The 26,114-nt window shown below is 68.3% G+C and carries 27 protein-coding genes and 1 pseudogene; 7 read left to right on the forward strand and 21 right to left on the reverse strand.

The window, feature by feature from the left end:
- Window positions 1-160: 160 nt before the first annotated feature.
- Genes LY40_RS04955 through LY40_RS04975 form a run of 5 tightly spaced genes read left to right on the forward strand, consistent with a single transcriptional unit; the run spans window position 161 to window position 3,508 of the window.
- The gene (locus LY40_RS04955) at window positions 161-721 is read left to right on the forward strand and encodes a VOC family protein (RefSeq protein ID WP_258936059.1); all 561 of its coding nucleotides are present in this window, start codon (window positions 161-163) and stop codon (window positions 719-721) included.
- Window positions 718-906, forward strand: a complete 189-nt coding sequence (locus LY40_RS04960) for a ferredoxin (protein WP_258936060.1) — start codon at window positions 718-720, stop codon at window positions 904-906. The genes LY40_RS04955 and LY40_RS04960 overlap by 4 nt, the downstream gene beginning before the upstream one ends.
- Window positions 903-2,141 carry an NAD(P)/FAD-dependent oxidoreductase gene (locus LY40_RS04965; RefSeq protein WP_258936061.1) on the forward strand — a complete coding sequence of 413 codons (1,239 nt, stop codon included), beginning with the start codon at window positions 903-905 and terminating at the stop codon, window positions 2,139-2,141. Before LY40_RS04960 ends, LY40_RS04965 begins: the two co-directional genes overlap by 4 nt.
- Window positions 2,142-2,165: 24 nt before the next feature.
- Window positions 2,166-2,486 carry a ferredoxin gene (gene fdxA, locus LY40_RS04970; RefSeq protein WP_258936062.1) on the forward strand — a complete coding sequence of 107 codons (321 nt, stop codon included), beginning with the start codon at window positions 2,166-2,168 and terminating at the stop codon, window positions 2,484-2,486.
- Window positions 2,483-3,508: an alcohol dehydrogenase catalytic domain-containing protein gene (locus tag LY40_RS04975; RefSeq protein WP_258936063.1), complete on the forward strand. Its 1,026-nt coding sequence runs from the start codon at window positions 2,483-2,485 to the stop codon at window positions 3,506-3,508. The genes fdxA and LY40_RS04975 overlap by 4 nt, the downstream gene beginning before the upstream one ends.
- Window positions 3,509-3,585: 77 nt before the next feature.
- Here LY40_RS04975 and LY40_RS04980 read toward each other — a convergent pair whose 3' ends face one another.
- From LY40_RS04980 to moaA, 14 genes are all read right to left on the reverse strand, one after another.
- Window positions 3,586-4,305, reverse strand: coding sequence for an SDR family NAD(P)-dependent oxidoreductase (locus tag LY40_RS04980; RefSeq protein ID WP_258936064.1), 720 nt, complete (start codon window positions 4,303-4,305; stop codon window positions 3,586-3,588).
- Window positions 4,306-4,337: 32 nt separating this feature from the next.
- A complete protein-coding gene (locus tag LY40_RS04985) occupies window positions 4,338-5,102 on the reverse strand; it encodes an SDR family NAD(P)-dependent oxidoreductase (protein WP_183786751.1) in 765 nt (254 codons plus the stop codon).
- Complete coding sequence (locus LY40_RS04990) at window positions 5,099-6,325, reverse strand: cytochrome P450 (protein ID WP_258936065.1); 1,227 nt, start codon at window positions 6,323-6,325, stop codon at window positions 5,099-5,101. Before LY40_RS04990 ends, LY40_RS04985 begins: the two co-directional genes overlap by 4 nt.
- Window positions 6,318-7,454 (reverse strand): thiolase family protein, encoded by a 1,137-nt coding sequence (locus LY40_RS04995; protein WP_183786750.1) that lies wholly within the window; start codon window positions 7,452-7,454, stop codon window positions 6,318-6,320. The genes LY40_RS04990 and LY40_RS04995 overlap by 8 nt, the downstream gene beginning before the upstream one ends.
- Complete coding sequence (locus LY40_RS05000; protein ID WP_183786749.1) at window positions 7,451-7,846, reverse strand: OB-fold domain-containing protein; 396 nt, start codon at window positions 7,844-7,846, stop codon at window positions 7,451-7,453. The genes LY40_RS04995 and LY40_RS05000 overlap by 4 nt, the downstream gene beginning before the upstream one ends.
- 54 nt (window positions 7,847-7,900) lie before the next feature.
- Window positions 7,901-9,055, reverse strand: coding sequence for an acetyl-CoA C-acyltransferase (locus LY40_RS05005; RefSeq protein WP_183786748.1), 1,155 nt, complete (start codon window positions 9,053-9,055; stop codon window positions 7,901-7,903).
- 11 nt (window positions 9,056-9,066) lie between these two features.
- Window positions 9,067-9,927, reverse strand: a complete 861-nt coding sequence (locus tag LY40_RS05010) for an LLM class flavin-dependent oxidoreductase (protein WP_258936066.1) — start codon at window positions 9,925-9,927, stop codon at window positions 9,067-9,069.
- Window positions 9,924-10,880 carry an LLM class flavin-dependent oxidoreductase gene (locus LY40_RS05015; protein ID WP_183786746.1) on the reverse strand — a complete coding sequence of 319 codons (957 nt, stop codon included), beginning with the start codon at window positions 10,878-10,880 and terminating at the stop codon, window positions 9,924-9,926. The genes LY40_RS05010 and LY40_RS05015 overlap by 4 nt, the downstream gene beginning before the upstream one ends.
- A 16-nt stretch (window positions 10,881-10,896) precedes the next feature.
- Window positions 10,897-11,343 (reverse strand): MaoC family dehydratase, encoded by a 447-nt coding sequence (locus LY40_RS05020; RefSeq protein ID WP_258936067.1) that lies wholly within the window; start codon window positions 11,341-11,343, stop codon window positions 10,897-10,899.
- Window positions 11,340-11,780, reverse strand: coding sequence for a hypothetical protein (locus LY40_RS05025; protein WP_258936068.1), 441 nt, complete (start codon window positions 11,778-11,780; stop codon window positions 11,340-11,342). Before LY40_RS05025 ends, LY40_RS05020 begins: the two co-directional genes overlap by 4 nt.
- A 169-nt stretch (window positions 11,781-11,949) precedes the next feature.
- Complete coding sequence (locus tag LY40_RS05030) at window positions 11,950-12,633, reverse strand: TetR/AcrR family transcriptional regulator (RefSeq protein ID WP_183786744.1); 684 nt, start codon at window positions 12,631-12,633, stop codon at window positions 11,950-11,952.
- Window positions 12,634-12,637: 4 nt separating this feature from the next.
- On the reverse strand, window positions 12,638-13,159 hold the full coding sequence (locus LY40_RS05035) for a nuclear transport factor 2 family protein (RefSeq protein WP_258936069.1): 522 nt from the start codon (window positions 13,157-13,159) through the stop codon (window positions 12,638-12,640).
- Window positions 13,149-13,664, reverse strand: coding sequence for a VOC family protein (locus LY40_RS05040; protein ID WP_183786742.1), 516 nt, complete (start codon window positions 13,662-13,664; stop codon window positions 13,149-13,151). Before LY40_RS05040 ends, LY40_RS05035 begins: the two co-directional genes overlap by 11 nt.
- A gap of 40 nt (window positions 13,665-13,704) precedes the next feature.
- Window positions 13,705-14,736, reverse strand: a complete 1,032-nt coding sequence (gene moaA, locus LY40_RS05045; RefSeq protein ID WP_258936070.1) for a GTP 3',8-cyclase MoaA — start codon at window positions 14,734-14,736, stop codon at window positions 13,705-13,707.
- A 131-nt stretch (window positions 14,737-14,867) separates the two neighbouring features.
- Here moaA and LY40_RS05050 point away from each other — a divergent pair, with 131 nt between their 5' ends.
- Window positions 14,868-15,824, forward strand: coding sequence for an alpha/beta fold hydrolase (locus LY40_RS05050; RefSeq protein ID WP_258936071.1), 957 nt, complete (start codon window positions 14,868-14,870; stop codon window positions 15,822-15,824).
- 15 nt (window positions 15,825-15,839) lie between these two features.
- On the opposite strand, the gene LY40_RS05055 is transcribed toward LY40_RS05050, so the two are convergent.
- The 5 genes from LY40_RS05055 to LY40_RS05075 all read right to left on the reverse strand — a co-directional run bounded on the left by LY40_RS05055 (window position 15,840) and on the right by LY40_RS05075 (window position 22,333).
- Window positions 15,840-16,400 carry a TRAP transporter small permease gene (locus tag LY40_RS05055; RefSeq protein ID WP_258936072.1) on the reverse strand — a complete coding sequence of 187 codons (561 nt, stop codon included), beginning with the start codon at window positions 16,398-16,400 and terminating at the stop codon, window positions 15,840-15,842.
- Window positions 16,397-17,734 (reverse strand): TRAP transporter large permease, encoded by a 1,338-nt coding sequence (locus LY40_RS05060; RefSeq protein WP_258936073.1) that lies wholly within the window; start codon window positions 17,732-17,734, stop codon window positions 16,397-16,399. Before LY40_RS05060 ends, LY40_RS05055 begins: the two co-directional genes overlap by 4 nt.
- Window positions 17,735-17,810: 76 nt before the next feature.
- Window positions 17,811-18,914, reverse strand: a complete 1,104-nt coding sequence (locus LY40_RS05065; protein WP_258936074.1) for a TRAP transporter substrate-binding protein — start codon at window positions 18,912-18,914, stop codon at window positions 17,811-17,813.
- 351 nt (window positions 18,915-19,265) lie between these two features.
- On the reverse strand, window positions 19,266-20,051 hold the full coding sequence (locus tag LY40_RS05070) for an SDR family NAD(P)-dependent oxidoreductase (protein WP_183786736.1): 786 nt from the start codon (window positions 20,049-20,051) through the stop codon (window positions 19,266-19,268).
- Window positions 20,051-22,333 (reverse strand): molybdopterin-containing oxidoreductase family protein, encoded by a 2,283-nt coding sequence (locus LY40_RS05075; RefSeq protein WP_258936075.1) that lies wholly within the window; start codon window positions 22,331-22,333, stop codon window positions 20,051-20,053. The genes LY40_RS05070 and LY40_RS05075 overlap by 1 nt, the downstream gene beginning before the upstream one ends.
- 229 nt (window positions 22,334-22,562) lie before the next feature.
- Between LY40_RS05075 and LY40_RS05080 the strand changes: the two genes are divergently transcribed.
- Window positions 22,563-22,910, forward strand: a complete 348-nt coding sequence (locus LY40_RS05080; protein WP_258936076.1) for a hypothetical protein — start codon at window positions 22,563-22,565, stop codon at window positions 22,908-22,910.
- 343 nt (window positions 22,911-23,253) lie between these two features.
- On the opposite strand, the gene LY40_RS05085 is transcribed toward LY40_RS05080, so the two are convergent.
- Entirely contained in the window at window positions 23,254-25,416 is a 2,163-nt protein-coding gene (locus LY40_RS05085; RefSeq protein WP_258936267.1) for an FAD-binding and (Fe-S)-binding domain-containing protein, read from the reverse strand.
- Window positions 25,417-25,623: 207 nt separating this feature from the next.
- Window positions 25,624-26,097: pseudogene (locus LY40_RS05090) on the reverse strand (FAD-binding oxidoreductase); the annotation flags it as partial.
- Window positions 26,098-26,114 lie beyond the last annotated feature (17 nt).

The raw sequence follows: 26,114 nt of genomic DNA on the forward strand, positions 1-26,114 counted from the left end.
CTCGGCGCAGCGGCACCTCGACAGCCCTCGTGATTTCCACCAAACGATTGCTCGATTTATGGAACACCGACCCCCGGGCGATGTCAAGCACGACGAGGACTTTCATCAACCAATCGTTTGGTGTAATAGTGGAGCGATCAGGGCCAACGAAAGGACCTCCATGACCCGCGTGCACATCGACCACGTCGCGCTCTGCGTGAAGGATCTCGACCAGGCCATCGAGGACTGGACGGACATCCTCGGCGTGCTCACCCCCGAGCTGACAGAGACGATCACCTACTCCCGCGGCAGCTCGGACGGCACCGAGATGGTGTGGGCCACCTTCCAGAACCCCGATCCGACCGGTGTCTCCATCCAGATGTGGGCACCCGGCTCGCCCGACAGCTGGGTGCACAAGGTGCTCGCCAAACGCGGTGAGTTCGTCCACCACATCGCGTTCCTGAGCGACAACTTCGGGCACACCATGCAGCAGTGCCGCGAGGCAGGCCTGCCCGTACTGCTCGACGAAGACAGCCACCCCGACACCATGCCGTGGCTCAAGTGGAACTTCCTGCCCGAGTCCAAGGCGCACGGTGTGCTGATCGAACTCGCCACGCGTTACCAGGTCGGAGGCGACCGGTGGCTGCCCCACCCGGGCAATGCCGAGAACGACGACCTGCAGAAGGAACTCACCGACCGGTTCTACACCGACCCGGGACTCAAGGGCGGAGGCAAGCCGTGAAGATCAGCGTCGACATGAACGTCTGCCAGAACTACGGGCAGTGCGTGTTCGCCGCGCCGGAGGTGTTCGATCTCGACGACGCCGGTGGCCTCGTCTACCAGCCGACGGTGGGCGACACCGCACGGGGCGAGGTCGAGGCCGCTGCGATGGCGTGCCCGGTGCAGGCCATCACGATCGAGGGATGAGCATGGCGTCCACCCGGGACCGACGCATCGTCGTCGTCGGCGGCTCCCTCGGCGGACTCCGCGTCACCGAGGCGATCGCGACCGGCGGCTGGGAGGGCGAGATCGTCGTCGTCTCCGCTGAGACACACGCGCCCTACACCCGCCCGCCGCTGTCCAAGACGGCGTTGGTGACGGGACCGGACCCCGACGCGCTGGCGTTCAAACACGGGCTCGAGGCCGGACGGGCACAGTGGCGGTTCGGCGCCCGGGCCGTGGCCGCGGACCTCGCCGGCCGCACCGTGACCCTCGCCGACGGCAGCACCCTCGGATACGACGGTCTGGTCGCCGCCACCGGGGTGCGGCCGCGACAGCTGCCCGCCGGTGTGGACCGCACCGGCGGCGCGACGCACGTCATCCGCACGGTGGAGGACTGCCGCGCGTTGCACGGCGCGCTGCGGTCGCACCCGCGAGTGGTCGTGCTCGGGGCGGGGTTCATCGGCTGTGAGGTCGCCGCGACGGCGGCCGGACTGGGCTGCCGGGTCACCGTGGTCGCCCTCGACGAGGCGCCGATGCTGCGACCGCTCGGCCGTGCGGTCGGCGACGCGGTGCGGACCCGGCACGAGCAGGAGGGCGTGGAGTTCCGGCTCGGCTCTGCGGTGTCGTCCGTGCGAACCGAGGGCCGGGTGCACATCGTGGAGCTCGACGACGGCACGTCCGTGGCGGGCGACGTCGTGGTGCAGTCCGTGGGCTCGTCGCCCTGTGTCGAATGGCTCGCAGACAACGGCCTCGACCTCACCGACGGTATCGAGACCGACAACCGGATGCGGGCCGGATCCGTCCCCGGCGTGGTCGCCGTCGGTGACGTGGCTCGGTTCCCGAACCCGCTCTTCGACGACGTCCCACGTCGGGTCGAGCACTGGCAGATGCCCCTGGACACCGCGCGACGGGCGGCGTCGACCCTGCTCGGCGATCTGGCCGGCGCGGACACCGATCCGGCGCCGTTCACTCCCCTTCCCTCCTTCTGGTCCGATCAGTACGAGCTGCGCCTGCAGTCCTTCGGCGCACCGGGTCTTGCCGACCGGATCGACGTTCTCGAGGGCGACCTCGCCGAACACGCCGCCGTGGTCGGCTACTTCCGGGACAACCGCCTGGTCGGCGCACTCGCCCTCGGACTGCCCCGACGGGCCGTGGCGGTCCGCAGGAAGCTGCTCGCGTCCTTGTCCGATCCCGCACCGATGTGCCCCTCCCTGACCTGAACACCCGGCAACAGAGGAGACCCGATGACCTACGTGATCGCCGAGTCCTGTGTGGACCTCAAGGACAAGGCCTGTATGGATGAATGCCCCGTCGACTGCATCTACGAGGGCGACCGGATGCTCTACATCCACCCCGACGAGTGTGTCGACTGCGGAGCCTGTGAGCCGGTGTGCCCGGTGGAAGCGATCTACTACGAGGACGACGTGCCCACGGAACTGTCCGTCTACACCGCCGTCAACGCCGAGTTCTTCGGCGCACTCGGCAGCCCTGGAGGCGCCACCGGGCACGGCGCCGAGGAACGAGACCATCCGCATGTCGCGGCGCTGCCGAAGGTGATGTCGTGAGCGGCGGAGCCATGCCGCTCGCGGCCACCACCACGGCACTGCGCACAGTCACGGTAGCTCCGGCCTCACCTCCACGCGCCGGCCCGGACGAGGCCCTGCTGGAGGTCGACCGCGTCGGTATCTGCGGCACCGACCTGCACATCTGGGACGGCAGTTATGCCACCACGCTGCCGGTCGTGCAGGGCCACGAGATCAGCGGCACCGTTGCCGCACTGCCCGACGCCTACGCCGGGATGCTCTCGGTCGGCGATCGCGTGGCGGTCGAACCGGTGGTGGCCTGCGGTTCCTGCTATCCGTGTCGGATCGGCCGTCGCAACACGTGCCGCTCGATGGACGCGGTCGGGGTCCATCGGCCCGGCGGGTTCCAGGAACGGGTGGCAGTGCCCGTGGGTAACTGTCACGCCGCGACCGGGCTCGACGCCGATGTCGCAGCACTCGCCGAGACGCTGTCGGTGAGTCTGCGGGCGGTCACGCGCCCGGACGTGCGCTCCGGCGAGCAGGTCGTCGTCCTCGGTGCCGGTCCGATCGGACTCGGTGTCGTCGTGGCGGCCAGGGATGCCGGCGCCCGAATCCTGATCGCTGACCTACACGAGTCCAGATTGGACCTCGCCCGTGCGCTCGGTGCGGAGGAGACCGTTCGGGGCGTCGACGAGCTACCCGAGCGGGTCGACGCGTGGACCGACGGGGAGGGGGCGCCCGTGGTCGTGGAGGCCACAGGTGCAGCGCCCGTCGTCGAGCGTGCGTTCGACGTCGTCGCAACGGCCGGACGGATCTCCCTGGTCGGTGTCTCGGAACAGGCCGTAGGCCTGAACATGCGCACGTTCACGGCAAAGGAGCTGGACGTCTACGGCAGCCGGTCCACACTGGACTTCCCAGGCGCTGTCGCACTTGCCGAGCGACGACAGGCCGACGTGCGAAGCCTGATCAGCCACACCTTCGGCCTCGACGAGGTCGGCGACGCACTCGCGTTCGCCCACGACAATCCGCAGTCGGTGGTCAAGGCGGTCATCGCGATCCGCTGACGCCGGCGGCACAGGGAACGAACGTCCGGCGCGCCTCGTCTGCGCGCCTCGTGTGCCGGCCTCGGCGTACCGGCGTCTCAGTAGGCGATGAACCCGCCGTCGACCGGCAGTGCCGTGCCGTTGATCCGGGATGCCTGCGGCGAGGCAAGGTAGACGATCGCGTCGACGATCTCGTCGGCCTCCGCGGGCGGCGGCTTGCGGCGGTCCCGCTGCAGGCCCTCGGCGGCGGCCGGGAAGACGTGGTCGACGACCTGCATCCCGGTGCGGATCGAGCCGGGGCACACGACGTTGCTGCGGATCCCCTGGTCGCCGAGTGTGGCGGCGATGTTCAGCGTGAGCCCGACCAGACCGTGTTTCGACGCCGTGTACGCCGCTCCGGCGCGGCCACCACGCAGTCCCGCGACGGACGCGACGTTGACGATCACGCCGCCGCCGCGCTCCAGCATCCCCGGCAACACCTCGTGGCAGAACAGGTACGGGCCGGTGAGATTCACCGCGAGCAGCCGGTTCCACTCGTCGAGCCCGGCTTCGTGTGCCCGTCCGAGACGGTCGATCACACCCGCGTTGTTGACCAGGACGTGGACCTCCCCCGCCGCGGCGATCACGCGGGCGACGTCGTCGGGATCGGTGACGTCGGCGGCGACACCGGTCACGCTGTCGTACCGGTCGGCCAGCGTCCGCACGCCCTCCGCATCCCGGTCCACCGCGACCACCCGGTCGCCCGCGCCGGCGAAACGCGCCACCGCGGCCCGTCCCACACCACCGGCCGCGCCGGTGACGATCACGGTTCTGGTCATGTTCCGCCCTTCCCCATGAATCTGCGGTCCGGTCAGCTGGTCTGCCCGCCGTCGACCACGAGAGTCCCGCCTGTCACGTACGAGGCCGCATCGGAGGCGAGGAACACGACGGGCGCCGCGATCTCCTCCGGCGTGGCCCAGCGCCCGAGCGGGATCTCGGCCGAGTAGAGCCGGCCCATGTTGGTGTCACTCTCGTAGTGCTCGTGTGCGCCGGAGTCGACGAGACCCGGTACGACGACGTTGCTGCGTATCCCGTGCCGCCCCCATTCCCGGGCCATGGCGCGGCTGAGCATCGTCAGCCCCGCCTTGCTCGTGCCGTAATGGGCCATGCCGTGCTGCGCCGACTCACCGACGATCGACCCAACGTGCACGACGGATCCGCCGCCGGCGCGGATCATGCCCGGCAGAGCCGCGTGCGCACAGATCAACGGAGCATCGAGGTTGAGGGCGACCGTCTTCTGCCACCCCGACAGCCGCATCTCGGCCAGCGGTGCCAGGAACCGCGCGCCGCCGGCGTTGTTCACCACGACGGTCGGGTCGCCCAGCTCGGCGGCCACACCGGCCACGGCCTCGGCCACCTGGTCCTCATCGGTCACGTCCGCGGTGGCCACAACGGTCCGCCGCCCGGTGGGTTCCACCATGGCGGCGGTCTCCTCCAGCGCCTCGCGGCGCCGGGCGAGCAGTCCCACGTCCGCACCCGCACGGGCCAGCGCGCAGGCGACCGCGCGCCCGATCCCACCGCTCGCACCCGTGACCACGGCGACCTTCCCGGCAAGCACGCCCGCCCGCTCGCTCATACCGCAGCCCCACGCCGTACCGGCATCGTCTTCATGCCACGGCTCATCATCGTGGTGTGCCATTCCTCGGTGCCGTCCGGTTCCAGGTCCGGCATCGCCCCGATCACCGCGGGGAATGCCACCTGTGCCTCCAACCTCGCCAGGAAGTTGCCGAGGCAATGATGCACGCCGAACCCGAAGCCGACGTGGTTGTTGCGGACGCGAGTGATGTCGAGCTCGTGCGGACGGTCGAACACATCGGGATCGCGATTAGCCGCGCTCTGCACGAGGAAGACGCTGTCTCCCTTGCGCAGCGTCGCGCCGCGAAGCTCCACGTCCTCAGCCATGAGCCGCTGTTCCAGCCTTGAGGGCCCGTCGAATCGCAGCAGTTCCTCCACCGCCGTGTTCACCCGTTCCGGCTCGTCCCGCAGCAGCTGCCACTGGCGCGGATGGCGCATCAGCTGGCGAGTGCCGTTGGCGATCAGGTTGGTGGTCGTCTCGTGGCCGCCGAACACCAGCAGCGCGCACGTGGAGATGATCTCCCGGTCGTCGAGGGGCGGATCGACCTCGTCGGCGGTGACGAGGCTGGAGATGACGTCGTCACCCGGCTCGCGGCGGATGCGGGTGATCAGATCGGCGAGGTAGTCGGTCAGCTCGATGAGTCCCTGCTGGGCCTTCTCCCGCCGGCCGGGCTCACCCTGTGCGCCGAACACGAGCGTGAGGATGTCGTCGGACCACTTCTTGAACATGTCGCGGTCCGCAGCCGGCACACCGATCAGTTCGGCGACCACGATCGCCGGAATCGGATAGGCGAAATCCGCGATGAAGTCGAACCGCGTCCTGCCCTCCAGCGCCGCCAGGGTCTCCTTCACCACCTGCTCGACCCGCGGTCGCCAGGCCGCCACCCGCTTCGGACTGAACGCGGGCGTCACGAGCTTGCGCAGGCGGGTGTGTTCGGGCGGGTCGAGGAACACCATCCAATGCCGCAGCACGTCGAACGTCGGCTCCCGCTCCGCGCGCTTCTCCGGCGAGAGGTGCGTCTCGTAGACCGGTCGCACGCGGTCGGACGAGAACCCCGGATGCCGCAGTGCCCACAGCACGTCCTCGTGCTTGTGCAGAAACCATGCCCGGTACCGCTGGTTCCAGTACACCGGATGCTCCTCGAGCATCCGGGCGAAATAGGGATAGGGATCGGCGAGCCGCTCCCCGCCGAGCACGTCGTCGAGCTCCACCGTCTCAGCCACCGAGCACCACCACCACACACCCGTTTCCGTCGATTCCCGCCGTACCGCCGCCCATCGTCTCGACGGCGGCGATTCTGGCGCCTTCCACCTGCCGCTGCCCGGCCTCTCCCCGCAGCTGCCACACGGCCTCGGCGATCTGCGCCAGCCCGGTGGCGCCCAGCGGGTGCCCGCGGCTGAGCAGGCCGCCGGAGGGGTTCACGGGCTGCCGTCCGCCGAGCGCGGTGTGCCCCGAGAGCACCAGATCGCCACCACCACCCGGTTCCGCGATGCCGAGTGCCTCGGTGGCCGTGATCTCACCGATGGTGAAGGCGTCGTGCACCTCGAACAGGTCGACGTCACCGGGACCGATCCCCGCCTCGTGCCAGGCCTCTCCCGCAACCCTCGCCATCAGCTCGTAACCCCACGGATGAGTGCTGCGGTGGTCCCACAGTTCTCCCGAACGCAGCGCCGACGCGGCGATCGGCACGTCGCGGTCGACGCCACGCCCACGGCCGATCACCGCGGCGGTCGCGGCATCGGAGATGTCGCAGCACTGCAGCAACGTCAGGGGGTCGGCGACCATGCGCGAGGCCAGCACCTGTTCGGCGGTGACCTCCGCGCCGTGCTGGGCCCGTGGATTGAGCGCACCGTGCCGGCGGTTCTTCACCGCGACCGCCGCCAACGCCTTCGGTTCGAGTCCGTACAAGTGCTCGTACCTGCTGGCGACCATCGCGTAGACACCCGGCAACGCGAGGCCGGCGCGCCCTTCGGCATCGGTGTGCTCCGGTGTGATCGGCCCGGCGAAGTGCAGCGTCATCGTCTCCACGCCGAGGCACAGCACACGCTCGAAACGGCCGGACAGCACCGACTGCCGAGCCTCGTGCAGCGCGGTCGTCGACGTCGCACAGGCGTTCTCGAAGGTCAGCACCGGCACCCCGGTCACGCCGAGCAGTTGCAGCATGCGCTGCGCCGTGCCGGGTGCGCCGAACACCGTGCCGGCGAAGACCGCGTCGATGTCCCGCACGTCGTCGACACCGGCGTCGGCCAGCGCCTCGCCCACGGCCTGCTGCGCCAGCAGCGGCGCGCCGACACCCGGTTGGCGGCCGAAGCTCGAGGTGCCGACGCCCTGGACGAAGGCGGTCCCGATCATGAGAGTTCCTCCTGTTCGGGTTCCGCGACGAGATCGCCGGTGTCGGCGACCCCGGTGACCCGCGCCCGGCTTCCCGGCGGCTGTGGGTGATCGCCCTGCGTGTGCACGAGCACTCGCGGCCCGTCGTCGAGTACGAGGTAGGCCACCGCGAACGGCGGGGTCCGGCCCGGCACACGCACCCGCAGACACGTCGACGCCCAGACCTCGCCGGTGGGGGCGAACGCACTCTCGGCGACCGGCGACCGGCAGACCGGGCAGTACAGCACCAGCTGTGCGACAGGGTGTCGGCATGCGGTGCACCGCCAGCCGGTGACGCTGCCACCGTCCGGGCCGTCAGTGAACCCCGGTCGCGGATCGTCCACGGGCTCGGTGGTCTGGTCGGTCGTACTCATCGTGTTCCTCCCTGGCACACGCCCCTCGGCTCGGACCGACGGCGCGGCGCATCGCTACACCCGCTCCAGCACGGTTGCGTTGGACAGGCCGCCGCCCTCGCACATCGTCTGCAGGCCGTACCGCGCGCCGCTGCGCCGCATCTCGTGCACGAGCGTGGTCATCAGCCGCGCACCCGAGGCGCCGAGCGGGTGGCCGATCGCCATGGCCCCGCCGTTGACGTTGACCCTGTCCAGGTCCACGCCCACGTCCTTCGCCCAGGCCAGTACGACGGCGGCGAACGCCTCGTTGCATTCGTAGAGGTCGACGTCGTCGGCGGACAGTCCGGCCCTGTCGAGGACCTTGCGGGTCGCGGGAATCGGTCCGGACAGGATCAGCACCGGGTCGCTGCCGACGACCGTGGTCGTATGCACGCGAGCAAGGGGTGTCAGTCCCAGTTCGTTCACCGCGCGCTCGGAGGCCACCAGGAGTCCGGCGGCGCCGTCGGCGATCTGACTGGCGAGCGGGGCGTTGTGGAAGCCCCCGTCCCTGATCGGCGGAATGCCGCGCATCTTGTCGCGGTCGGCCGTGCGCCGCACGCCCTCGTCAGCCGTCACGTCCGCGACGGGCAGCAGCTGATCGTCGAAACGCCCCTCCTCCTGCGCTCTGGCGGCGTTGGCGTGACTGGCGATGGCGAGGTCGAACATGGCCTCGCGGTCGATCCCCCAGCGCTCAGCGATGAGGTCGCCGCCGCGGAACTGATGGATCTCCTCGGCACCGAAGTGTTCGGCCCAGCCCTCGCCTGCGAACGGGTACCCGTAGCCGAGGCCCGGGTCCCCGGAGCTGTTGAGCGGGACCCGGCTCATCGACTCGACGCCCCCGGCGACCACGATGTCCTGCTCGCCGGCCTTGATCGCCTGCGCCGCGAAATGCACCGCCTGCTGGGAGGATCCGCACTGCCGATCGATCGTGACCGCGGGGACCTCGACGGGCAGTCCCGCGGAGAGCCACGCGTTCCGTCCGACGTTGAACGCCTGGTCTCCCAGCTGGGCGACGCATCCGGTGATCACGTCATCCACTGTGGACGGATCGACACCGGTACGGTCGAGCAGAGCGGTGAACACCTCGCCCAGCAGGTCCGCGGGGTGCAAGGCGCTGAGGCCCCCGCCCTTCTTCCCTGTCGGAGTCCGGACGGCGTCCACGATGTACGCCTCGGGCCGTGTTTCGGTCATGTCGTTGCCTCTCATTCCACTCGCGGGCAAGGATGTGCGCGGCGTTCGGCATCCCAGAGTTCCTCCAGGCCCGCCGGAAGCCGGTCCTGCTGAAGCCGTGGGCGGACCACGGAGGCCAGGTCGGCCACTGCTGCGCGCCATGCCGCCGATCCCGTAGCCGGGTCAAGCCGTAACAGCGCGGTGTCGAGGCCCCAGTCGTCGCGCTCGGCCCTCAGCCGGGTGGCGAGGGCGGCGGCGTCCTCCCGGCCGGGATCCCACGCGCGAAATGCCGGACGGCGCAACCGCCGGGCCGCCGACCCGAGCCGGTCGGCCACCCGGCGCCATACAGCGGAACCGTCCCGCTCCACCACGGGGCTGAGCGCATACTGCGCTGCCACCGGCGTGGCTGCGTCACCGAGCAGCCACAGCGGGGGTTCGAGTGACTGCGGCGCGGGCATCACCCGCACCCGCTGCTCCGGATTCACCGTATGCTGCGGCAGCCCGGCCGGGACGGCGTGTTCGGCGCCCCGATGGAAGAACGGGACGTTCGCCGCGGCCGAGAGCAGGAACCCGGTCCATTCGCTGAGCCGGTCGTAGTCGTCGCCACGCAGTCCCAGCACCAGCCGACCGCCGAGCAGCTGATCGGCCACATGCCGTTCCTCGGCCAGATAGAGCGGGTTGTGACCGGTCACCGAGGTGCCTGCACCGACGAGCAGAGTCCGCGTGCCCTCGGCGCACGAGGCGGCAGCCACCAGCGCCGCCTCGGGACTCTCCTGCCCGTCCGCCGCGTCGAGCCACACCAGGTCGAGCGCCGCCGCCTCCACGGCCGCGGCCACTCCCGCGACCTCGGCCGGGGGGACGGTGCCGAGCGGCACGGTCACGCCGATCCTCATGCCGTCACCTCCTTGAGCACGGTCGAGGCCAGCAGTTCGAGCTGCCGGTCCAGCTCGTGGTCGGCGACGAAATCGAAGTTGATCCTGGCCACGATCGTGTCGACCCCGGCCTCCTCGGCCTCCGCGACGCTCGCGGCGACCTCGGCGGGAGTACCCACCGCGGCGCTGCGCACGGCCCGGTCGACCTGCTTGTCGAGCCGTTCGGGCCGTGCGAAGCCGTGGGAGCCGTCCAGCACCCACCACGCACCGGCCTCCTCCACGTAGTGCCGTCGCAGTCGGGGCAGGAACCAGGAACGTGCGTGGTCTCCGTCCGGGTCGACCCACACGTCCTTGACCATGCCGATGCGCCCGGGTTCGCGTCCTGCCGCCCGGGCGGCCGCGTACACCGTGTCGACCGCCCTGCGGATGCCGGCAGCGTCGAGGGTCTGGGGCAGCAGCGCCGACATCCCGTGCCGTCCGATCCGCTCCAATGCGGCGGTCGCCATCCCGCCGACCCACACCGCGTTCGACCGGCCACACGGCGGCTCGCGGTCGAGCACCTCCAGTCCGGCGTCCATGCGGCGGCCGCGGCCGGTGCGCGCCAGGCCCACACCGTCGAACTCGGCATCGCGGTGCCCCAGACCGACACCGAGTTCGAGGCGTCCCCGCGCCGCGGCGTCAACCGCCGCCGCGACCGAGCGCAGCCGCCGGGGGTCGTGCTGCGGCAGCAGCAGCACGGCCGTGCCGAAGCGCAGCGTGCTGGTCGCGCCCGCGGCCGCGGCCACCGGGATCAGGGGCGCGGGGCACCAGCCGTCGTACCAGAGTCGGTGCTCGGCGAGCCACAGGTGCGCGTAACCGAGTTCCTCCACACGTCGCGCGACGGCGGGGAAATCCCGGTACAGGCCGGGAAGCGAACGCGGCATGGACACAGTGGACTGGAAGCTCCACAGCCCGACGCCCAGGTCGACACCCATCAGCAGCCGCCCGTCGTCACTGCGCCGAACCGGTCAGGTGCGTGACGTCGACGGTCGCCGTGCCGGCCAGCACGACCTTCTCGTCGACGACCAGCTCGACGTCGCAGTCGGCCAGTACACACTCGGCTTCGTCGCGCAGGCCCGAGACGGTTCCCCGCGCGACGACCCGGTCGCCGCCGAGGACGTTGCCACGGAAGCGCACCCGGATGCCCCGCAGGTGCTCGTGACCACCGGACCAGACCGCGAGCATGTTCATGACGTAGGCGAGGTTGTTCGGCCCCTGGTTGACCGGACGATCGCCCATACCCAGCTCGCGCACCGAGTCCAGGTCGAAATGAATCGGATTGGGGTCGGCGAGCACCAACGCCATCGTCTTCATCTTCTCGGCACTCACCGCGGGCAGCTCCCATTCGGGCAGTACCGTTCCGGCGTCCACGGCGGGTCGTCCGTTCGTCACGGTCATGCACCCCTCCTCGGGAAGACGATCGAGTTGTAGGTGGAGGCGACGGTCGCGCCGTCGACGTCGGTGAGCGAGAGCCGAAAGCCCACGATGTCGAAGACCCCGGTCCGCTGACCCCGTTTGCGTTCGGCGGAGATGAACTCCCCGCCGACGGTGAAGGTCTCGCCGACCAGCAGCGGCCGTTCGAGCACCGTCTCGTGTTCGCCGAACATCGGCCCGTCGTCGGCGGTCGCACCGCAGATCTCGAACAGCCCGTCCCAGCTCACAGTCTTGCCGACGGCGACGGCGACGTAGGCGAACAGCGGGTGTGCGACCCGCCCGTCCCGCGGGGACTCGACGACATCGTTGAGCAGCCAGTCCACGTACGGCTCGACGGTGTACGACCCGCCCGGGATCGGCGTGCCGACGATCGCCGCCAGCTCGCTCTCGGTCATCGCCATCGAGACCTCCGATTTAATCAACCGACTGATTGGTAGAAGTCTGCCAGACGGCGCGGGCCGTGCCAAGAAGCGGCAACGAAAAACCCCGAGCCACCACCGGGTCGGCGGGGAACCGGAACGGGGCTCGGGGCTGGGGGCTTGGGGCCGGGACTGGACGGGCTGCGACGCGTCAGGCCTGCACGAACGCGGCGCGCAACACCTCGATTCCGCCGGCCGAGGAGACCGCGGCCTCGGACGCGACCGAAGAGACGATCATCCCGGAGTAGACGTCGGCGAGCTGTTCGGCGCTCTTGGCCCCGTCGGGCCGGTACCACCGCGTCATCGAATTCAGCTCACCGGTGATCATGATGCTCGCCAGCCGCGGGTCGATCGCCCCGTCGATGACACCCTCACGCTGCCCTTCCTCGAGGATCCGCTGGAGCACCACGACGTAGGTGTCGCCACCCTCGCGAATCTCGGCGCGCCGCGCCTCGCTCAGCCGGTCGAACTCGCGCAGCTGGATCGTGTAGGCGACGAGGTGCTTGGCGGCGAACAGTACGTGCGCACGCACGAAGGCGGCCAGCTGCTCCAGGGGCGCACGCTCGGCCTCGGTCACCGACCGCATATCGGCGATCGCCTCGTCGTACACGTCCTTGATGATCTTGTAGAGGAAGTCTTCCTTGGATCGGACATAGTGGTACAGACTTCCCTTCAGGATCCCGATTCGGTCGGCGATGTCCTGAATACTGGTGGCGCTGTACCCCTTCTCGAGGATCACCGCTGCGGCGGCCTCGACGATCTCGGCGAAGCGCTCGGGGTCCGGTCCACGACGCGGTCGCCCGCGCTTGGCCGGCTCGGTGCCCGTCTTCGACATGTGGTCACGTCCCCCTTGTGCTAGATGTACCCGCGGCGCCTGCACTCCGCCACGCGCGGCCGAACCACGGCAGAATAGTCCGGTCCCCGGCGATCCACCGGCCATCGACCGTACGCTCGGCGATGCGCCAGCCCCGTTCGGCGCGGCGCAGCAGATCACGATAGGACGCGGCAACCTCGACCCGCGCCGAGCCCGCACCCTCGCGGCGCCCCACCAGAGTGGCACGGACGTGGCTGCGGACCCGCACCCCGCCCACCTCCCCGGCTGCGGCGTGCACGCTGCCGAGCAGATGCTGGGTGGTGCGCAGATGCCGGTGGAGGCCGGCCATCACGTCCGCGAGTTCGTCGCCCCGGCACCGGAACGCACCGTAGTCGGCGCGGGCATCCGGGAGGAAAAGCTCGTGCAGCTCGTCGTACGCCCCGTCATCGATCGCCCAACAGTAACGGCTGAGCACCTCACCGGCGACCGCGGTCGCTGCGACGGCGTCGAGCGGATGCGACGCCCATGCCCGCGGATCAGCCGGCATCAGAGGACCCGAAGGTGCTCGAGTCCGGCGCCGGATACTCGGCGCCCTCGAACCACGCCTCGAGTTCGGCACGCCGCGTACCGTCCACGAGCTCCACGAACGGCCCACTGGGCAGCCGGTGGTAGGCGAACCGGACGGCGGCGCCACTACCGTCGTCGAAGGTCAACACCCGCGGCAGACCCGCGGCCTCGAGCTTTGCGGACGTCTCGGCGAAATCGTCGGCCCACACTCCGATGTGGTGCGCACCGCCGGGGCCGAAGGCGTTCACGGGTGATTCCCAGGCCGTCCCGGGAACCGGCTCGAGCAGCTCCAGCCGCGGCGATCCGCCTCGCGAGTACACGAAGCGCATGTGCGCGTCGACATGCCCGTCCGGTGTCAGCACCGGCATGTCCCGCTCCTCGACGGCATTCCAGGTCACGCCGAAGACGGTGGCCAACTCGGCCATCGCCGCGTCGAGATCCGGCACGACGAAGCCAGTGTGGTAGATGTCGGTGATGTCGAGCATCGCGTTCTCCTTCTGATCGATGGGCTCGCCGATGATGCGGTCAACCGCCGATGTAGGACATCTCCACCCGCGGCCCGCTCAGACCGCCGGCACCGCGCAGCTCGGACGCGCGATCGGCACGGCCGCCCCAGACGTCGGCGACGGCGTCGTGGAGCTCCCGGTCACTGCACCCACCGCGTAGCAGCGTGCGCAGATCGAACCCGGTCGCCGCGAACAGGCACGTGTAGAGCTCGCCCACCGCGGAGATCCGGCCGCGGGTGCACGTACGGCAGAACGGCTTGGTCACCGAGGCGATGATGCCGACCTCTCCCCCGCCGTCGCGATAACGGAAACGGGTCGCGACCTCGCCGGCTGCCTCAGAGGCGACCTCCTCCAGCGGCCACAGCGCATCGATGCGGGCACGTACCTCCTCCGCGGGCACCACCTTGTCGCGCACCCAGCCGTTGGTCGTACCGACGTCCATGTACTCGATGAACCGCACGCACACACCCTGTTCGCGGGCCCACGCGGCGAGATCCTCGATCTGGTGGTCGTTGACACCGCGCTGGACCACGGTGTTGACCTTGACCCCCAGACCGGCCTGCTGCGCGGCGGCGATCCCGTCCAGCACCGCCGAGAGCGGTACCAGGGTGTCGGCCATGACACGGAAGGTCGGCTCGTCCAGCGCGTCCAGGCTCACCGTGACACGGTGCAGCCCCGCACTCGCGAGCGCGTCGGCGAACTTCGGCAACAGCACGCCGTTCGACGTCATCGCGAGATCGTCGAACCCGCAACCATCCACTTCGGACAGCTGTGCCACGAGCTCGGGCAACCCACTGCGGAGCAGCGGCTCACCTCCGGTCAGTCGGATCTTGCGAATCCCGCCGCGCCGCAGAACCCCGAGCAGTCGGGCGATCTCCTCGAAACCGAGCAGCTCGGAACGCTCGAGGAACGCGTGATCGGCACCGAACAGCTCACGGGGCATGCAGTAGCGGCACCGGAAGTTGCACCGGTCGGTCACCGACAACCGCAGATCGGTCAGCGGCCGGCCGAGTCGGTCGACCAGCTGCCGCGGAACAACGTGTTGTGTCATCAACGCCCCTTCCGACGCGGGACGTCGTCGCCGAAACGCCCACCTGCTCGAGTTTTTGACAACCGTTCGTTTGGTAGTTTAATTGTCAGAGCGATCCAGGATCAAGTACCCATACCGGAGGGGACGTGTGCATGGCCGCCACGGAACGCATCGGACGCGCCGACACTGCGGACTACCGCACACCACCGACATCTGCCGGGGTCGCCGAACCGCCCGACTGGGCGTCCCACGCACTCGGACGCGAGCGACGGATGGGCCGGGTCGTGTGCGACGGCGTGACGATCCGCTACCTCAGCTGGGGTGACCCCGCTGCACCCGCGACGGTGCTGGTCCACGGCGGCGCGGCGCACGCCATGTGGTGGGCTCCCCTGGCCGCACTGCTCGACCACGGCGGACACGTCGTCGCACTCGACCTGTCCGGGCACGGACTCAGCGACCACCGGCCGGTCTACTCAGTGGGAACGTGGGCACGCGAGGTCGTGGCGGTGGCGGAGGCCGTATCGCCCGACCCGGCGACCATCGTCGCGCACTCGCTCGGAGGGATCGCGAGTTCCGTCGTCCTGACCGATCCCGCCCTGGCCGAACACGTCCGGCGCGTGGTGCTGGTGGACACACCTGCCTGGCCGGACGCACCTGCCCCCGAGCAGCCGCTGGCCGAACGGGAGGTGCGCCCGCACCGGATCTACGCTGCGGCCGCCGAAGGAGTCGCCCGCTTTCGCCTCGTCCCTCCGCAGCCGTGCGACAACGACTGGTACGTCGACCACATCGCCTGGCACGGCCTGCGACCGGTCGACGAGCCGCACGCGCCCGCTGCGGGCGTGCAGTGGCGGTTCGACCCGCGGATCTTCGCCAACCCGACCGGCAACCACCAGATCGTCCGGTTCGGCGGCGACCTCGACGAGGCGTGTCGGCCGTTCGCCGTGGTCATGGGTGAACGTTCGTATCTCGCCGAGGGCGCGCGGCGGGCACTGGCCGGGCGGCCCGACACACCGCTGCTCTTCGTTCCGGATGCCGCGCATCACGTGATGCTCGACCAGCCGCTGAGCCTGCTCTCGACCCTGCGTTCCCTGCTCACAACCTGGCCGTGACCGACAGGCCCGCGCTCACAGACCGTGGACCCGGGTACCGCCTTCCGGCCCACGTCGCACATCCTCGACAGCCGTCACGATCTGTTCCAGCGCAAGGATGAGGAAACCGGCGAACACGGCGACCCGTGCCGGCCACATCGGCAGTCGTACGAGACCCAGCTTGTATTCACCCGTCTCCAGTGCGGCAGCCAGCACGTCCCAGGACGCCCATGCCAGCAGCACGGCGACCGATGCGGCACCCAACCCGCCCACGAACCGCACGACCCGGTACGTGCGCCCCGACAGCCGGTCCACAACGGACGACATCGAGACGTGCTGTCGGCGTCGTTCCGCCTCGCCCAGGGCGAAGAAGGCCAGTACCGCCATCGCCAACTCGACGTACTCGACGATGCCGCGTACCTCCGGTTGCCCGGACAGGCGCAGCACGACGTTGTAGGTCACGAGCAGCATCACGAACAACATGCCGACGACCGACACGACTGACATCGCCCGCGCCAGGGCGTGCACGGCGGCGGCGAACCCTCGGCCGGTCGCACCCGCGATCCTGCCGATTCCTGTGGCGGCGCGCTCGGTCATGAGCTCAGTCCCATCTGGCTCGGGATGAAGGTGACGATCGCGGGAAAGGTGAACATCAGGACCACGACGATGATGTCCAGTCGCACGTACCACAGCACCCCGCGGAAGGCGGTGCTGATCTCGATGTCCTTCCGAATTCCCGCGACGACGAAGGCGTTGAGCCCGAGCGGCGGCGTGAGCAGGCCGATCTCGATCAACTTGACGAACAGCAGCCCGAACCAGATCCCGTTCATACCCAGCTCGCTGACGACCGGGTAGGTCAGCGGAACCATGATCAGCAGGATCGACGTCGGGTCGAGGAACATTCCCATCGGGACGAGCACGATCAACAGCAGGGCGACGATCAGCCACGCCGGCAGCGACAGACCTGTCAGCCCGTCGGTGAGCAGCTGCGGAGCGCCGGCCGCCACCATGAACGAGGAGAAGATCGCCCCGCCGATGAGTAGCGAGAAGACCATTCCGTTGAGACTGACCGCGGCGGTGAGCGCACCCCACAGGTTGCGCCGCAGTTCCCGTGGCTTTCGGAGGTGTTCGATGATCACCATGAGCACCGCGACGAACGCACCGACCGCCGCGGCCTCCACGGCCGTGAACAGGCCGGAATACATTCCGCCGATGACGATCACGAACAGCAGACCGATCCGGAACAGGCTGTAGACACCCGCCAGCAGTGCGGGCCGGTCGCTGAGCGGAAGGACCTCCTCTGCTCCCTTGCCGAACAGCTCCGGTTTGCGCTTGGCCCGGATCATGATGCTGACGCCGTACACGGTCGCAGTGACCACACCCGGCCCGATGCCGGCCATGAGCAGCGCGCCGATGGGTTCACCGGTCAGTACGCCGTAGATGACCAGCGGCACGCTCGGCGGAATGAGGACACCGAGCGTGCCGGCCGCGCCGACCACACCGGCGGCGACATGCATCGCGTAGCCGGCCTTGCGCATCTCCGTGATGGCGAGATTGCCGATCGAGATCACCGTGGCGATGCTGGAGCCACTGACGGCGGCGAAACACGCGCACGCCGTCAGAGTCGCCACCGCCAGACCGCCGGGCAGGCCACGAAGAAACCACCCGAGTACGCGATAGGCACCCTCCGCGAGGTTCGCACGCTCGGCGGCATTGCCGAGCAGCACGAACATGGGGATCACCAGCAGCGTGAACTTGGAGGCGCTCTCGATCGGCAGCGCACCCAACGTCGACATGCCGACGTCCCAGCCGTCGAGCAGGTAATAGCCGACGAACCCTGCGAAGGTCAGCGCCAGCGCGATGCGCATGCCCACGAGCAGACACCCCGCCAGGATCCCGACGACCACGAGGAAGAGCTCCACCGTGCTCATCGGCGACCCCTCCGCTCCGCATCAGCGGCATTTCCTGACCACATCACGGTGATCCCGGCCGTGCCGCACCACGTCGCTAGTTCCGACCACATGTACTCAGCCCGTTCACATAGCCCGTCTCGCCGGAGTGACGGGCCAGGGAATCGGTGTACTGCTGCCACAACTCGTCCGCCACGGACCGGTCGACGGACTTGGCCGCCTCGGCCTTCCACACCGGCGGTGCCAGGCGTTCGACCGCTTCCTTCATCGTTTCGCGGTCCGCGTTGCGCCAGCGCACGATGGTTCCGCCCGACTCGAGGAAATCACGACACGCCTGTCGGTCGTACTTGGTCATCAACTCGTCGGCCTTGGCGGGCCATTCCTTCTTCAGTTGCTCCACGACCTCCTTGGCATCCTCGGGCAGTCGCTCGTAAGTGCGACTACTGAAGGCGAAGACCGAACCACCACTCTCGCCGACATCCGAGGCCATGTACTTCGCGACATCGGTGATGCCGTTGGCGACCTGGGTGTCCATCGGGTACGTGACACCGTCGACGATCCCGCGTTCGACCGACTCGTACACCTCTTCGGATGCCTGAAACGTCGCCTTGGCGCCGAGTTCCTCCCACACCACCGATGACGGCTGCGCCGGGATGCGGATCTTGAGCCCCTCCACGTCGGCCAGCGAGGTGACCTCCGGACCAAAGGTCACAGCGGACGCGTTGTTGGGCAGGAAACCGATGAGTTCGATCTGCTGTTGCTCGAACTCTCGCTCGAACTGCTCCACTCCGTCGGCGAGGTCCTGCAACGCCCGCAGTCGAGCCGACTGGTCCGCATCCGAGATCGGCACCATGTTGATGTTGTTCAGTGGCAACTCGGCGGGAAAGTACGCGGGTACGACGTTGCCCGCCTCGGCGCGCCCCTGCTGCAGCCCAGGAAGCGTGTCGGTGCCCGCCAGAAGTCCGCCGCCGTACGTGACGTCCGTCTTGACCTGACCGTCGGTGCGCTTCTCCAGTTCCGACATGAACCATGCGATGAGGTCCGACTGCGAGCCGCCCGGCGGAAGCACCTGGGCTGCACGGATCTCCACCGGACCGCCCGCGTTGGATGCGGCACCTCCGCAGCCACTGATCGCCAGGGCGACAACCGAGAGTATCGCGAGGAACCGGGACGCCCGGCCTCTCGTGGTGGTGCGCGTCATTGCGCCTCCTCATATTGTTCCACCAACCGATTGGTCAATTAATCTCGACGAGGGGGTGTGGTGTCAAGCACACACGAACGTGGAGATAGTGACGTGGGTCACGTGATCGGGTTTGCGTTGGTCGCTCGCCGAACACCTTCGGCCGACCCGGTCACGCGCGGGAGACCAACACCAGCGGGCACGGATCACATGGTCGAGAACAGAGCCGGAGTCGCGGCAGCTCCCCGCGTCAACGAGGGGCCCGACACCTCACGGATCATGTGAAGCGTTCGCGAAGAACCAGGTCTCCGACCGGTTGACGACGTCGTCGGCGTCAATACCGAACCGGGAGTCCCGGATCAGCAGCAGCCGTCACAGCGAATAACCTCCGTCCACGTCGATCCACTGGCCGGTCACATAACGGGCCTCATCGGAGACCAGGAAGCCAACCGTGGCCGCGATGTCGCGCGCCTTGCCGAATGTGCCCAGCGGAATCCGCCCACGCGCCACCTCGAGGCTTTCGGGCCGAATGTCGCCGTGGTCGATCAGGACCTGCGTCATACCCTCATCGAGAATGCCGACACCCACGGCGTTCGCACGCACGCCGTAGCGTCCCTCTTCCGCCGCCACCGCCCGCACGACCGCTTCGTTCGCCGCCTTTGGACCGCTCGAGAGGACGTCCCGCAGCACGAAACGTCGGTTGGCAACCGTGGACACGACCACCACCGAGCCGCGACTCTCCCGCAAGGAAGGCAGAGCCGCCGAGATCACCGTGTAGGTGCCGCCGGAGTCCACGCGCAACTGCTCGAGGTACTGCTCCGGCGGAATCGTGCTGGTCCAGCCCTGGAAGTTCGTCGGGGACGCGGCCAGCACCACCGTGTGCAGCCCGCCGTGCCGCGCGACCGCTTCTCCGACGACCTCACGCACCCGGAAGGCGTCGCCGAGGTCCAGGTGGACCGCGACACCGTCCCGGCCCACCTCCTTCACGGCCAGGGCGGTCTCCTCGGCCGCGGCGCTGTTGCCGGCGTAGGTCACGGTCACGTCGCCGCCGAGTTCCGCAAGCCGAACCGCGACGGACCGCCCGATCGCGCCGCTGCCGCCGATCACGAGGCATCCGCCGGCCCGACCGCCGAAAGCGCCCTGATCCCGCGTAGTCATCAGTCCTCCGTCGTCGTCCCGGTCAGGACTCGCTCCCTCGGCGGCGCTACCGGTTCCTCACCGGCGCGGATACGGCACCGCGCACCGCGCAGCGGCTGGTCGCCCGCGAAGCTCGACAGTTCCGGCGCGCCCGGGGTGATGGCGTTCGCGTTCGACACCCACACACCCGAAAGGTGCGGCTCGTACTGCGCCTCGTCGGGGTTCCACCAGTAACCGTCGGGATTGACGGTGTCCAGCCGCAACGAGGGGTCCAGTCGCGCCCGCTGCCTGATTGCCCCCTCCGGCCGTTCGATGATCATCCATTCCCCGTCGGAGATTCCGTACTGCGTGGCGGTGTCAGGATGGACATCGCAGATCGGCTCGGGATGAATCCGCTTCAGGCGCTCACTCTGCCGGAGGTTGGAGGCCGTGAGCTCACGGACCCTGCTGCCCGGGATCATCTGCAGCGGGTACTCCCCCTCCGGGGCGTCGGGCACCGAGTACGGCGGTCCGGTGTAGACGGGACGGGCCTCGACCCCGAATCGTTCGAACAGGCTGGGCACCAGTTCCACCTTGCCGGAGGGAGTGGCGAAGCCGCGTTCCTTGTACTTGTAGAACACCGGCTTGATGAATCGGTGGTTCACCTCTCCGTCGGCCCACTCGCGGTAGCTCTTGCCCGAGGGAGCCAGGAAACGGTCGAACATGCCCTCGACGGTCTCCGGCCAGTAGTCCGGATCGTCGGAGAGCCTGCGCCCCAACTCGGCCCACAGGTCGTAGTCGTTGCGGCGCTCCCCCACCGGTTCGGCGCTCTGCTGGCCGACGACGAAGAAGTTGCCGATGCCCCAGTGAGCACTGAGGTCCGCGCGCTCCATGAAATCCGCGGCCGGCAGGACGTAATCCGACAGCTGCGCGGTCGGGGTCATCCACATGTCCATGGTCACCAGGAGTTCCAGCTTCTCACTGGTGAACGCATCGTAAGCGGCTTTGCCCGCACCCATCGACAGCAACGGCTCGCCGCACTGCACGAGTACCGCCTTGACCGGGTACGGGTCCTGCTCGGTGATGGCGCGGTAGATGGCGGGCTGGCTGGCGAACAGGACGTAGGCGGTGCCCGTGTGACCCTCCGGGTAGATCTTCGCCGTGGCCTCCCGGAAAGCCTTGTATCCGGAGATCGAGGTGATGGGCGTTTCGTGTGCGTTCACGCTCTCCCGCGTGCGCAGCGGGTGGTCGACCAGCTTCTCGAAGTTGATGTTGGGCAACCACGAGAAGGTGTTCTCGTCGTAGGGGTTGCCGAGCGGTTCGCCGCCAGGACGGTCGAGGTTGCCGGAGATGGCGCGCAGAATCGATCTGCCGAGCACCGCCGACCGCGAAGCGCCCTCCCCGAGCTGCGTCGCGGCGACACCGAACGACAGCCGCGCGGGACCGAGCGTGGCGTACATGTGTGCGGCGGTCACGATGTCGTCCGCCGGGACTCCGGTGATCTCTTCGGTGCGTTCGGGAGTCCACTGCGCGGCCTCCTTCTCCACCTCGTCGAAGCCGGTGCACCAGTTCTCGACGAACTCCTTGTCGTAGATCCCGTCGCGGATCATCACGTGGATCAGGCCGAGCGCGAGAGCGCCGTCGGTACGCGGACGAACCGGCAGGTGCAGATCAGCGCGCGCCGCGGTCTTGGTCCTGCGCGGGTCGACCACGATCAGCTTGGCCCCCTGGGCCTGACACTGGCGCAGCCGCTCGAACGAGGGCGGCGACGACTCCGCGGGATTGGATCCCCAGATCACGATGCACTTGGTCTTACCGGGGTAGAAACTCTGGTACACGGTGTCCCAGCCGTACATCGAGATCTCGGCAATGTACTCGCTGACGCCGCAATTGCGTCCCTGGCTGACGAAGTTCGGGGTACCGAAATCCGCCGCCCAACGCCAACTCGCCCAATCGCCCGGCGTCTTGTGCGTACCGCCGAGCGTCGCGACCGACTCGGGACCGTCCTGCTCACGCAGATCACGCAGTTTCGCCGCGATCTCGTCCATGGCCTGCTGCCAGGAGATCCGCTCCCATTTGCCCTCGCCTCGCTTGCCCACTCGCTTCAGCGGGAAGTTGAGGCGGTCATCGTGCCGGTGGATCTCGAGCGCGGTCGTCCCCTTGATGCACAGCTTGCCGTTGGCAACCGGATTGTTGCGATCACCGTCGAACGCCTGCGGCTCCCCCTCGCCGTCCACCCGGAAGAGCATCCCGCAGTGCTGTGGGCACAGAGTGCAGAACGTCCGACGGACCTCGGAACCGTCGGTGTAGTTGAGCTTGGCCAAGGCAGCACTCCAATCCGACCTACCAATCGTTTGGTGAATTTAAGCTACCTTGTGCGGAACTCGCCCACAAGGGATGTCGGCGCGAACACGTCGCGTAGATCAGGCTCCGATGCACCGGCCATGGCTGCCGCCGGCCACCGGGCCGAGCCTCGCACCCGCAGGCAGTGGCGACAGTCGCTGTTTCGAGGGCGCCGGCGGACGGTGAGCCGAGACCTTCTTGTTCTCCAGGATGAGCAGCAAGGCAACCGATGAGGCGCAGTTCCTCGTCGGCGATCTGGCCGAGCGCCTACAGCGATCGGTGGTGGTCGCCGACTCGCGACTTGAGCTTCTATGCAACAGTGCCCACTTCGGCGACGAGGACTCCGTGCGCGTGTATGCGTTGCGCAACCGAGCGACCCTCAGCAAAGCCATCGTGCATACCCTCGCGCAAGGTGCCGCCACCTGGCCCCCGGCATCATTCCGCGCAATGCTGAACGTGGATTGCAGGCGAGGTTCTGCGCTCCGATCAGATGGCGCGGCGACCCTCAGATCCCGATGCTGGCATCCGGACTCACCCATGATCGACGCCGCTCCGTGAGGCATATGTCGACATCACCGCCGGGTGCCACATGAAAAAGCGGCGCTGAGTCACCCTCGCTCCCGGCGGCTCGATCGACACGCAGTCGGCCGAGGAACGGGTTTCCGATCCTGTCAGCTCGTGCTGAACACACTGCCGGACTGACAGCGACCAGTGAGCCCATCAAAGGTGCGTTGATTGCGGGTGCGTGCCCGCCGATGGGCGGGTGGCCACTGGTACACGACACCGAGTTACCAGTGCCAACGCACAATCAAGGTCACCGATCCACGCCGCCACCGCATGCGACACTCGATGAACGCCGACCGAGTCGTTGGCACCGACCGGGACTACCATCGAATCTGGCCTACCTGCCCGCCCGTAGCGCAGCTGCCAACACTTCCGCCAGGTGCCAGCTTTCGACGTCTGTGCCTTGGTGGATCTGCGTCCGGCACGAGAACCCGTCCGCAAGGACGATGTCGTTCTCCCCTGCCGCCCGCACCTTCGGATACAGCTCCCGCTCGCCGAGGTCCTGAGACATCTCGAAGTGGCCGGGCTCGAATCCCCAGTTGCCGGCCAGTCCACAACACCCGCCGCCGACCACATCGACATCGACGCCCAGGCTGGCAAGGATCTCCAGCTCTGCGTCGTAGCCGGTAGTGGCTTTCTGGTGGCAGTGGACCTGGCACAACACCCGCGACGGCTCATTGCCCCGAACAGAATCGAACGGCCAGCAACCACCTTCGGCCTTGTGCCGGGAGATGAACTCGCCGAAGGATGACGCGAGTTCGGTGACCCTGTGGGCCCTCGAATCGTCAGGGACGAGCTCGGTAATCTCGTGTTTGAGCACTGCCGCGCACGAGGGTTCCAGACCGATGACGGGATAGCCGCCCGCGATGAGCGGGTCCATGACATCCAATGCCCGGCCGAGCACCTTTCGCGCCGTGTCGAGCTGCCCCGTGGAGTGCCACGTCAACCCACAGCAGACATCGTCAGCCGGCATGAGCACCCGGTAACCCAGGGTCTCCAGCACTTCGACGGCCGCCTTGCCTGGGCCGGCGGAGGCGAAGTTGGTGAAGGTGTCTGGCCACAGCACCACAGCCGGCCTTTCAACCTCCTCGAATGTGCTCTTCCGACGGCTGTGCCAACGACCCAACGGGACAGGGTTGAACCGGATCATCCGGCGTCGCGGTTCGATACCGCCGAGCCGCTTGGTGAACTCTTCGACAAGACGGAACGATTCGACAAAGTTGACCAGTCGCAACGCGCCTGGGACCTTCGCCAACCAGCGCAGCACGCGCGGCATCCAACCCATGGTGAAGTGCGCGCGCGGCCGCCGATTCTTTCCGAAGAACCCCTTGACTCCGCGGCGGTAGTGATGATGAAGGAACTCGGACTTGTAAGTCGCCATGTCCACGTTGACCGGGCATTCCGAAACACACGCCTTGCAGGACAGGCACATGTCCAGCGCCTCGCGGACCTCTGCGGACTTCCATCCTTCGCTGACGCTCTCGCCCCGCAGCATCTCCGCCAGCACGCGAGCTCGCCCGCGAGTGGAGTGGACCTCGTCACCGCTGGCCTGGAACGACGGACACATGGCTCCGACGTCGGAGCGGCACGCTCCCACACCCACACACCGGTTGACGGCACTGGTGAATGATCCTCCGTCACGAGAGAAGGCGTGCACCGGCGTCAGCTCAAGTTGGTCCCGTTCCGGCCCCGGGCGTACTCCTTGATCGATGGGTTCGGGAGCAACGAGCACGCCCGGATTGAACACTCCGTCAGGGTCGAAGGTTTCCTTGAATGCCCGGAACGCTCTCAGCGCTGCTGGTGAGTAGATCGCCGGAAGAAGTTCCGAACGAGCCCGCCCGTCGCCGTGCTCCCCCGACACCGAGCCTCCGTAGGAACGGACGAGCTCCGCAGCATGTTCGACGAACCGGCGGTACCGGGCCAGGCCCTGTTCGGTCTCGAGGTCGAAGGAGATCCGGAGATGGATGCAGCCCTCTCCGAAGTGGCCGAACGGAATCCCCTCCAGTCCGAGTTCATCGAGCAATACGTAGAGCTTGCGCAGGTAGTCGCTGAGGTACTCCGCGGGGACGGCCGAGTCCTCCCAGCCTGGCCACGCCTCGCCGCCGTCCGGGAGTCTGGTGACGATGCCCGCGCCTGCTTCACGGATCGACCACAGCTTCCGGACATGACCTGGGTCGGTGACGACCAGCGAATCGCTCACGAGGTCTGAGACGTATCCAGGCAGCTCGGCAGCCAACCGCTCGGCTTCGTCCTGCGTATCGGCACCTACTTCGCAGTAGAGCCACCCGCCCCCACGGGGAAGCGCCGATCCGGCCTGCTCTCTCCCGGGCCTGGAACGCAGGGCAGTGAGCAGATCAGCGCCCATGCCCTCAATGGTCTGCACTCCCGCAAGCTTCAGCCGCGGTGCAGCTGCCGCGGCATCGAAGACGTCGTCGAATCCCATGACGCTCAACGCGGTCGCGGCGGGTTTCCGGACCAGTCTCACGGTGAGTGAGGTCATGATCCCGCACGTCCCCTCGCTCCCGGCGAAGGATTTGGCGACATCGAATCCGTGCTCGGGGAGCAGATGGTGCAACCCGTATCCCGACACCTGCCGGGGGAACTGTCCGAGCTCCGTACGCAGTGTCGACAGGTTCTGATCTCGGATCGCAGCCAACGCACTCTCGATCGCCGGATCAGAGGTTCCGCCCCTGTGCAGCTGCACCGTTCTGCCGTCGGCAAGCATCACAGTCACGGCGACCAGGTTCTCGGCGCTGGTACCCCAGACCACTGAATGCGACCCGCAGGCGTTGTTGCCGACCATCCCACCGATCGTGCAGCGAGCATGCGTCGAAGGGTCGGGCCCGTAGGTCAGACCGTACGCCGCGGCCGCATTACGCAGCTGGTCACATACAACCCCGGGTTGAACCACGGCGGTCATCTCGTCCGGATCGATGGACAGGATGCGGTTGAAGTGCCGTGAGGTGTCGATCAGCATGCCAGTGCTGATCGTGTTGCCGGCCACCGACGTACCTCCACCGCGAGAGACCACGGGCCAGCCCTTCTGGGCCGCCAGAGCGAGTGCTTGCCGGATGTCCTCCTCGGTGCGGGGCTCGACGACGACCTCGGGCACACGCCGGTAGATCGACGCGTCCGAGGCATAGGCGGCCCGTGTCGTCAGGTCGCTGCGAAGCGCCACCATCAGTTCTCCCGACGTGT

Origin of the sequence: Prauserella salsuginis (genome assembly GCF_024648885.1) — a bacterium.
GTDB lineage: Bacteria > Actinomycetota > Actinomycetes > Mycobacteriales > Pseudonocardiaceae > Prauserella > Prauserella salsuginis.

What these genes read in the sequence shown, in the direction of transcription:
- LY40_RS04955 (WP_258936059.1), top strand. Translation starts at nt 161, where the DNA reads ATGACCCGCGTGCACATCGACCACGTCGCGCTCTGCGTGAAGGATCTC.
- LY40_RS04965 (WP_258936061.1), top strand. Translation starts at nt 903, where the DNA reads ATGAGCATGGCGTCCACCCGGGACCGACGCATCGTCGTCGTCGGCGGC.
- fdxA (WP_258936062.1), top strand. Translation starts at nt 2,166, where the DNA reads ATGACCTACGTGATCGCCGAGTCCTGTGTGGACCTCAAGGACAAGGCC.
- LY40_RS04980 (WP_258936064.1), bottom strand. Translation starts at nt 4,305, where the DNA reads ATGACCAGAACCGTGATCGTCACCGGCGCGGCCGGTGGTGTGGGACGG.
- LY40_RS04985 (WP_183786751.1), bottom strand. Translation starts at nt 5,102, where the DNA reads ATGAGCGAGCGGGCGGGCGTGCTTGCCGGGAAGGTCGCCGTGGTCACG.
- LY40_RS04995 (WP_183786750.1), bottom strand. Translation starts at nt 7,454, where the DNA reads ATGATCGGGACCGCCTTCGTCCAGGGCGTCGGCACCTCGAGCTTCGGC.
- LY40_RS05000 (WP_183786749.1), bottom strand. Translation starts at nt 7,846, where the DNA reads ATGAGTACGACCGACCAGACCACCGAGCCCGTGGACGATCCGCGACCG.
- LY40_RS05005 (WP_183786748.1), bottom strand. Translation starts at nt 9,055, where the DNA reads ATGACCGAAACACGGCCCGAGGCGTACATCGTGGACGCCGTCCGGACT.
- LY40_RS05010 (WP_258936066.1), bottom strand. Translation starts at nt 9,927, where the DNA reads ATGAGGATCGGCGTGACCGTGCCGCTCGGCACCGTCCCCCCGGCCGAG.
- LY40_RS05015 (WP_183786746.1), bottom strand. Translation starts at nt 10,880, where the DNA reads ATGGGTGTCGACCTGGGCGTCGGGCTGTGGAGCTTCCAGTCCACTGTG.
- LY40_RS05020 (WP_258936067.1), bottom strand. Translation starts at nt 11,343, where the DNA reads ATGACCGTGACGAACGGACGACCCGCCGTGGACGCCGGAACGGTACTG.
- LY40_RS05025 (WP_258936068.1), bottom strand. Translation starts at nt 11,780, where the DNA reads ATGGCGATGACCGAGAGCGAGCTGGCGGCGATCGTCGGCACGCCGATC.
- LY40_RS05030 (WP_183786744.1), bottom strand. Translation starts at nt 12,633, where the DNA reads ATGTCGAAGACGGGCACCGAGCCGGCCAAGCGCGGGCGACCGCGTCGT.
- LY40_RS05035 (WP_258936069.1), bottom strand. Translation starts at nt 13,159, where the DNA reads ATGCCGGCTGATCCGCGGGCATGGGCGTCGCATCCGCTCGACGCCGTC.
- LY40_RS05040 (WP_183786742.1), bottom strand. Translation starts at nt 13,664, where the DNA reads ATGCTCGACATCACCGACATCTACCACACTGGCTTCGTCGTGCCGGAT.
- moaA (WP_258936070.1), bottom strand. Translation starts at nt 14,736, where the DNA reads ATGACACAACACGTTGTTCCGCGGCAGCTGGTCGACCGACTCGGCCGG.
- LY40_RS05050 (WP_258936071.1), top strand. Translation starts at nt 14,868, where the DNA reads ATGGCCGCCACGGAACGCATCGGACGCGCCGACACTGCGGACTACCGC.
- LY40_RS05055 (WP_258936072.1), bottom strand. Translation starts at nt 16,400, where the DNA reads ATGACCGAGCGCGCCGCCACAGGAATCGGCAGGATCGCGGGTGCGACC.
- LY40_RS05060 (WP_258936073.1), bottom strand. Translation starts at nt 17,734, where the DNA reads ATGAGCACGGTGGAGCTCTTCCTCGTGGTCGTCGGGATCCTGGCGGGG.
- LY40_RS05065 (WP_258936074.1), bottom strand. Translation starts at nt 18,914, where the DNA reads ATGACGCGCACCACCACGAGAGGCCGGGCGTCCCGGTTCCTCGCGATA.
- LY40_RS05070 (WP_183786736.1), bottom strand. Translation starts at nt 20,051, where the DNA reads ATGACTACGCGGGATCAGGGCGCTTTCGGCGGTCGGGCCGGCGGATGC.
- LY40_RS05080 (WP_258936076.1), top strand. Translation starts at nt 22,563, where the DNA reads ATGAGCAGCAAGGCAACCGATGAGGCGCAGTTCCTCGTCGGCGATCTG.
- LY40_RS05085 (WP_258936267.1), bottom strand. Translation starts at nt 25,416, where the DNA reads ATGACCTCACTCACCGTGAGACTGGTCCGGAAACCCGCCGCGACCGCG.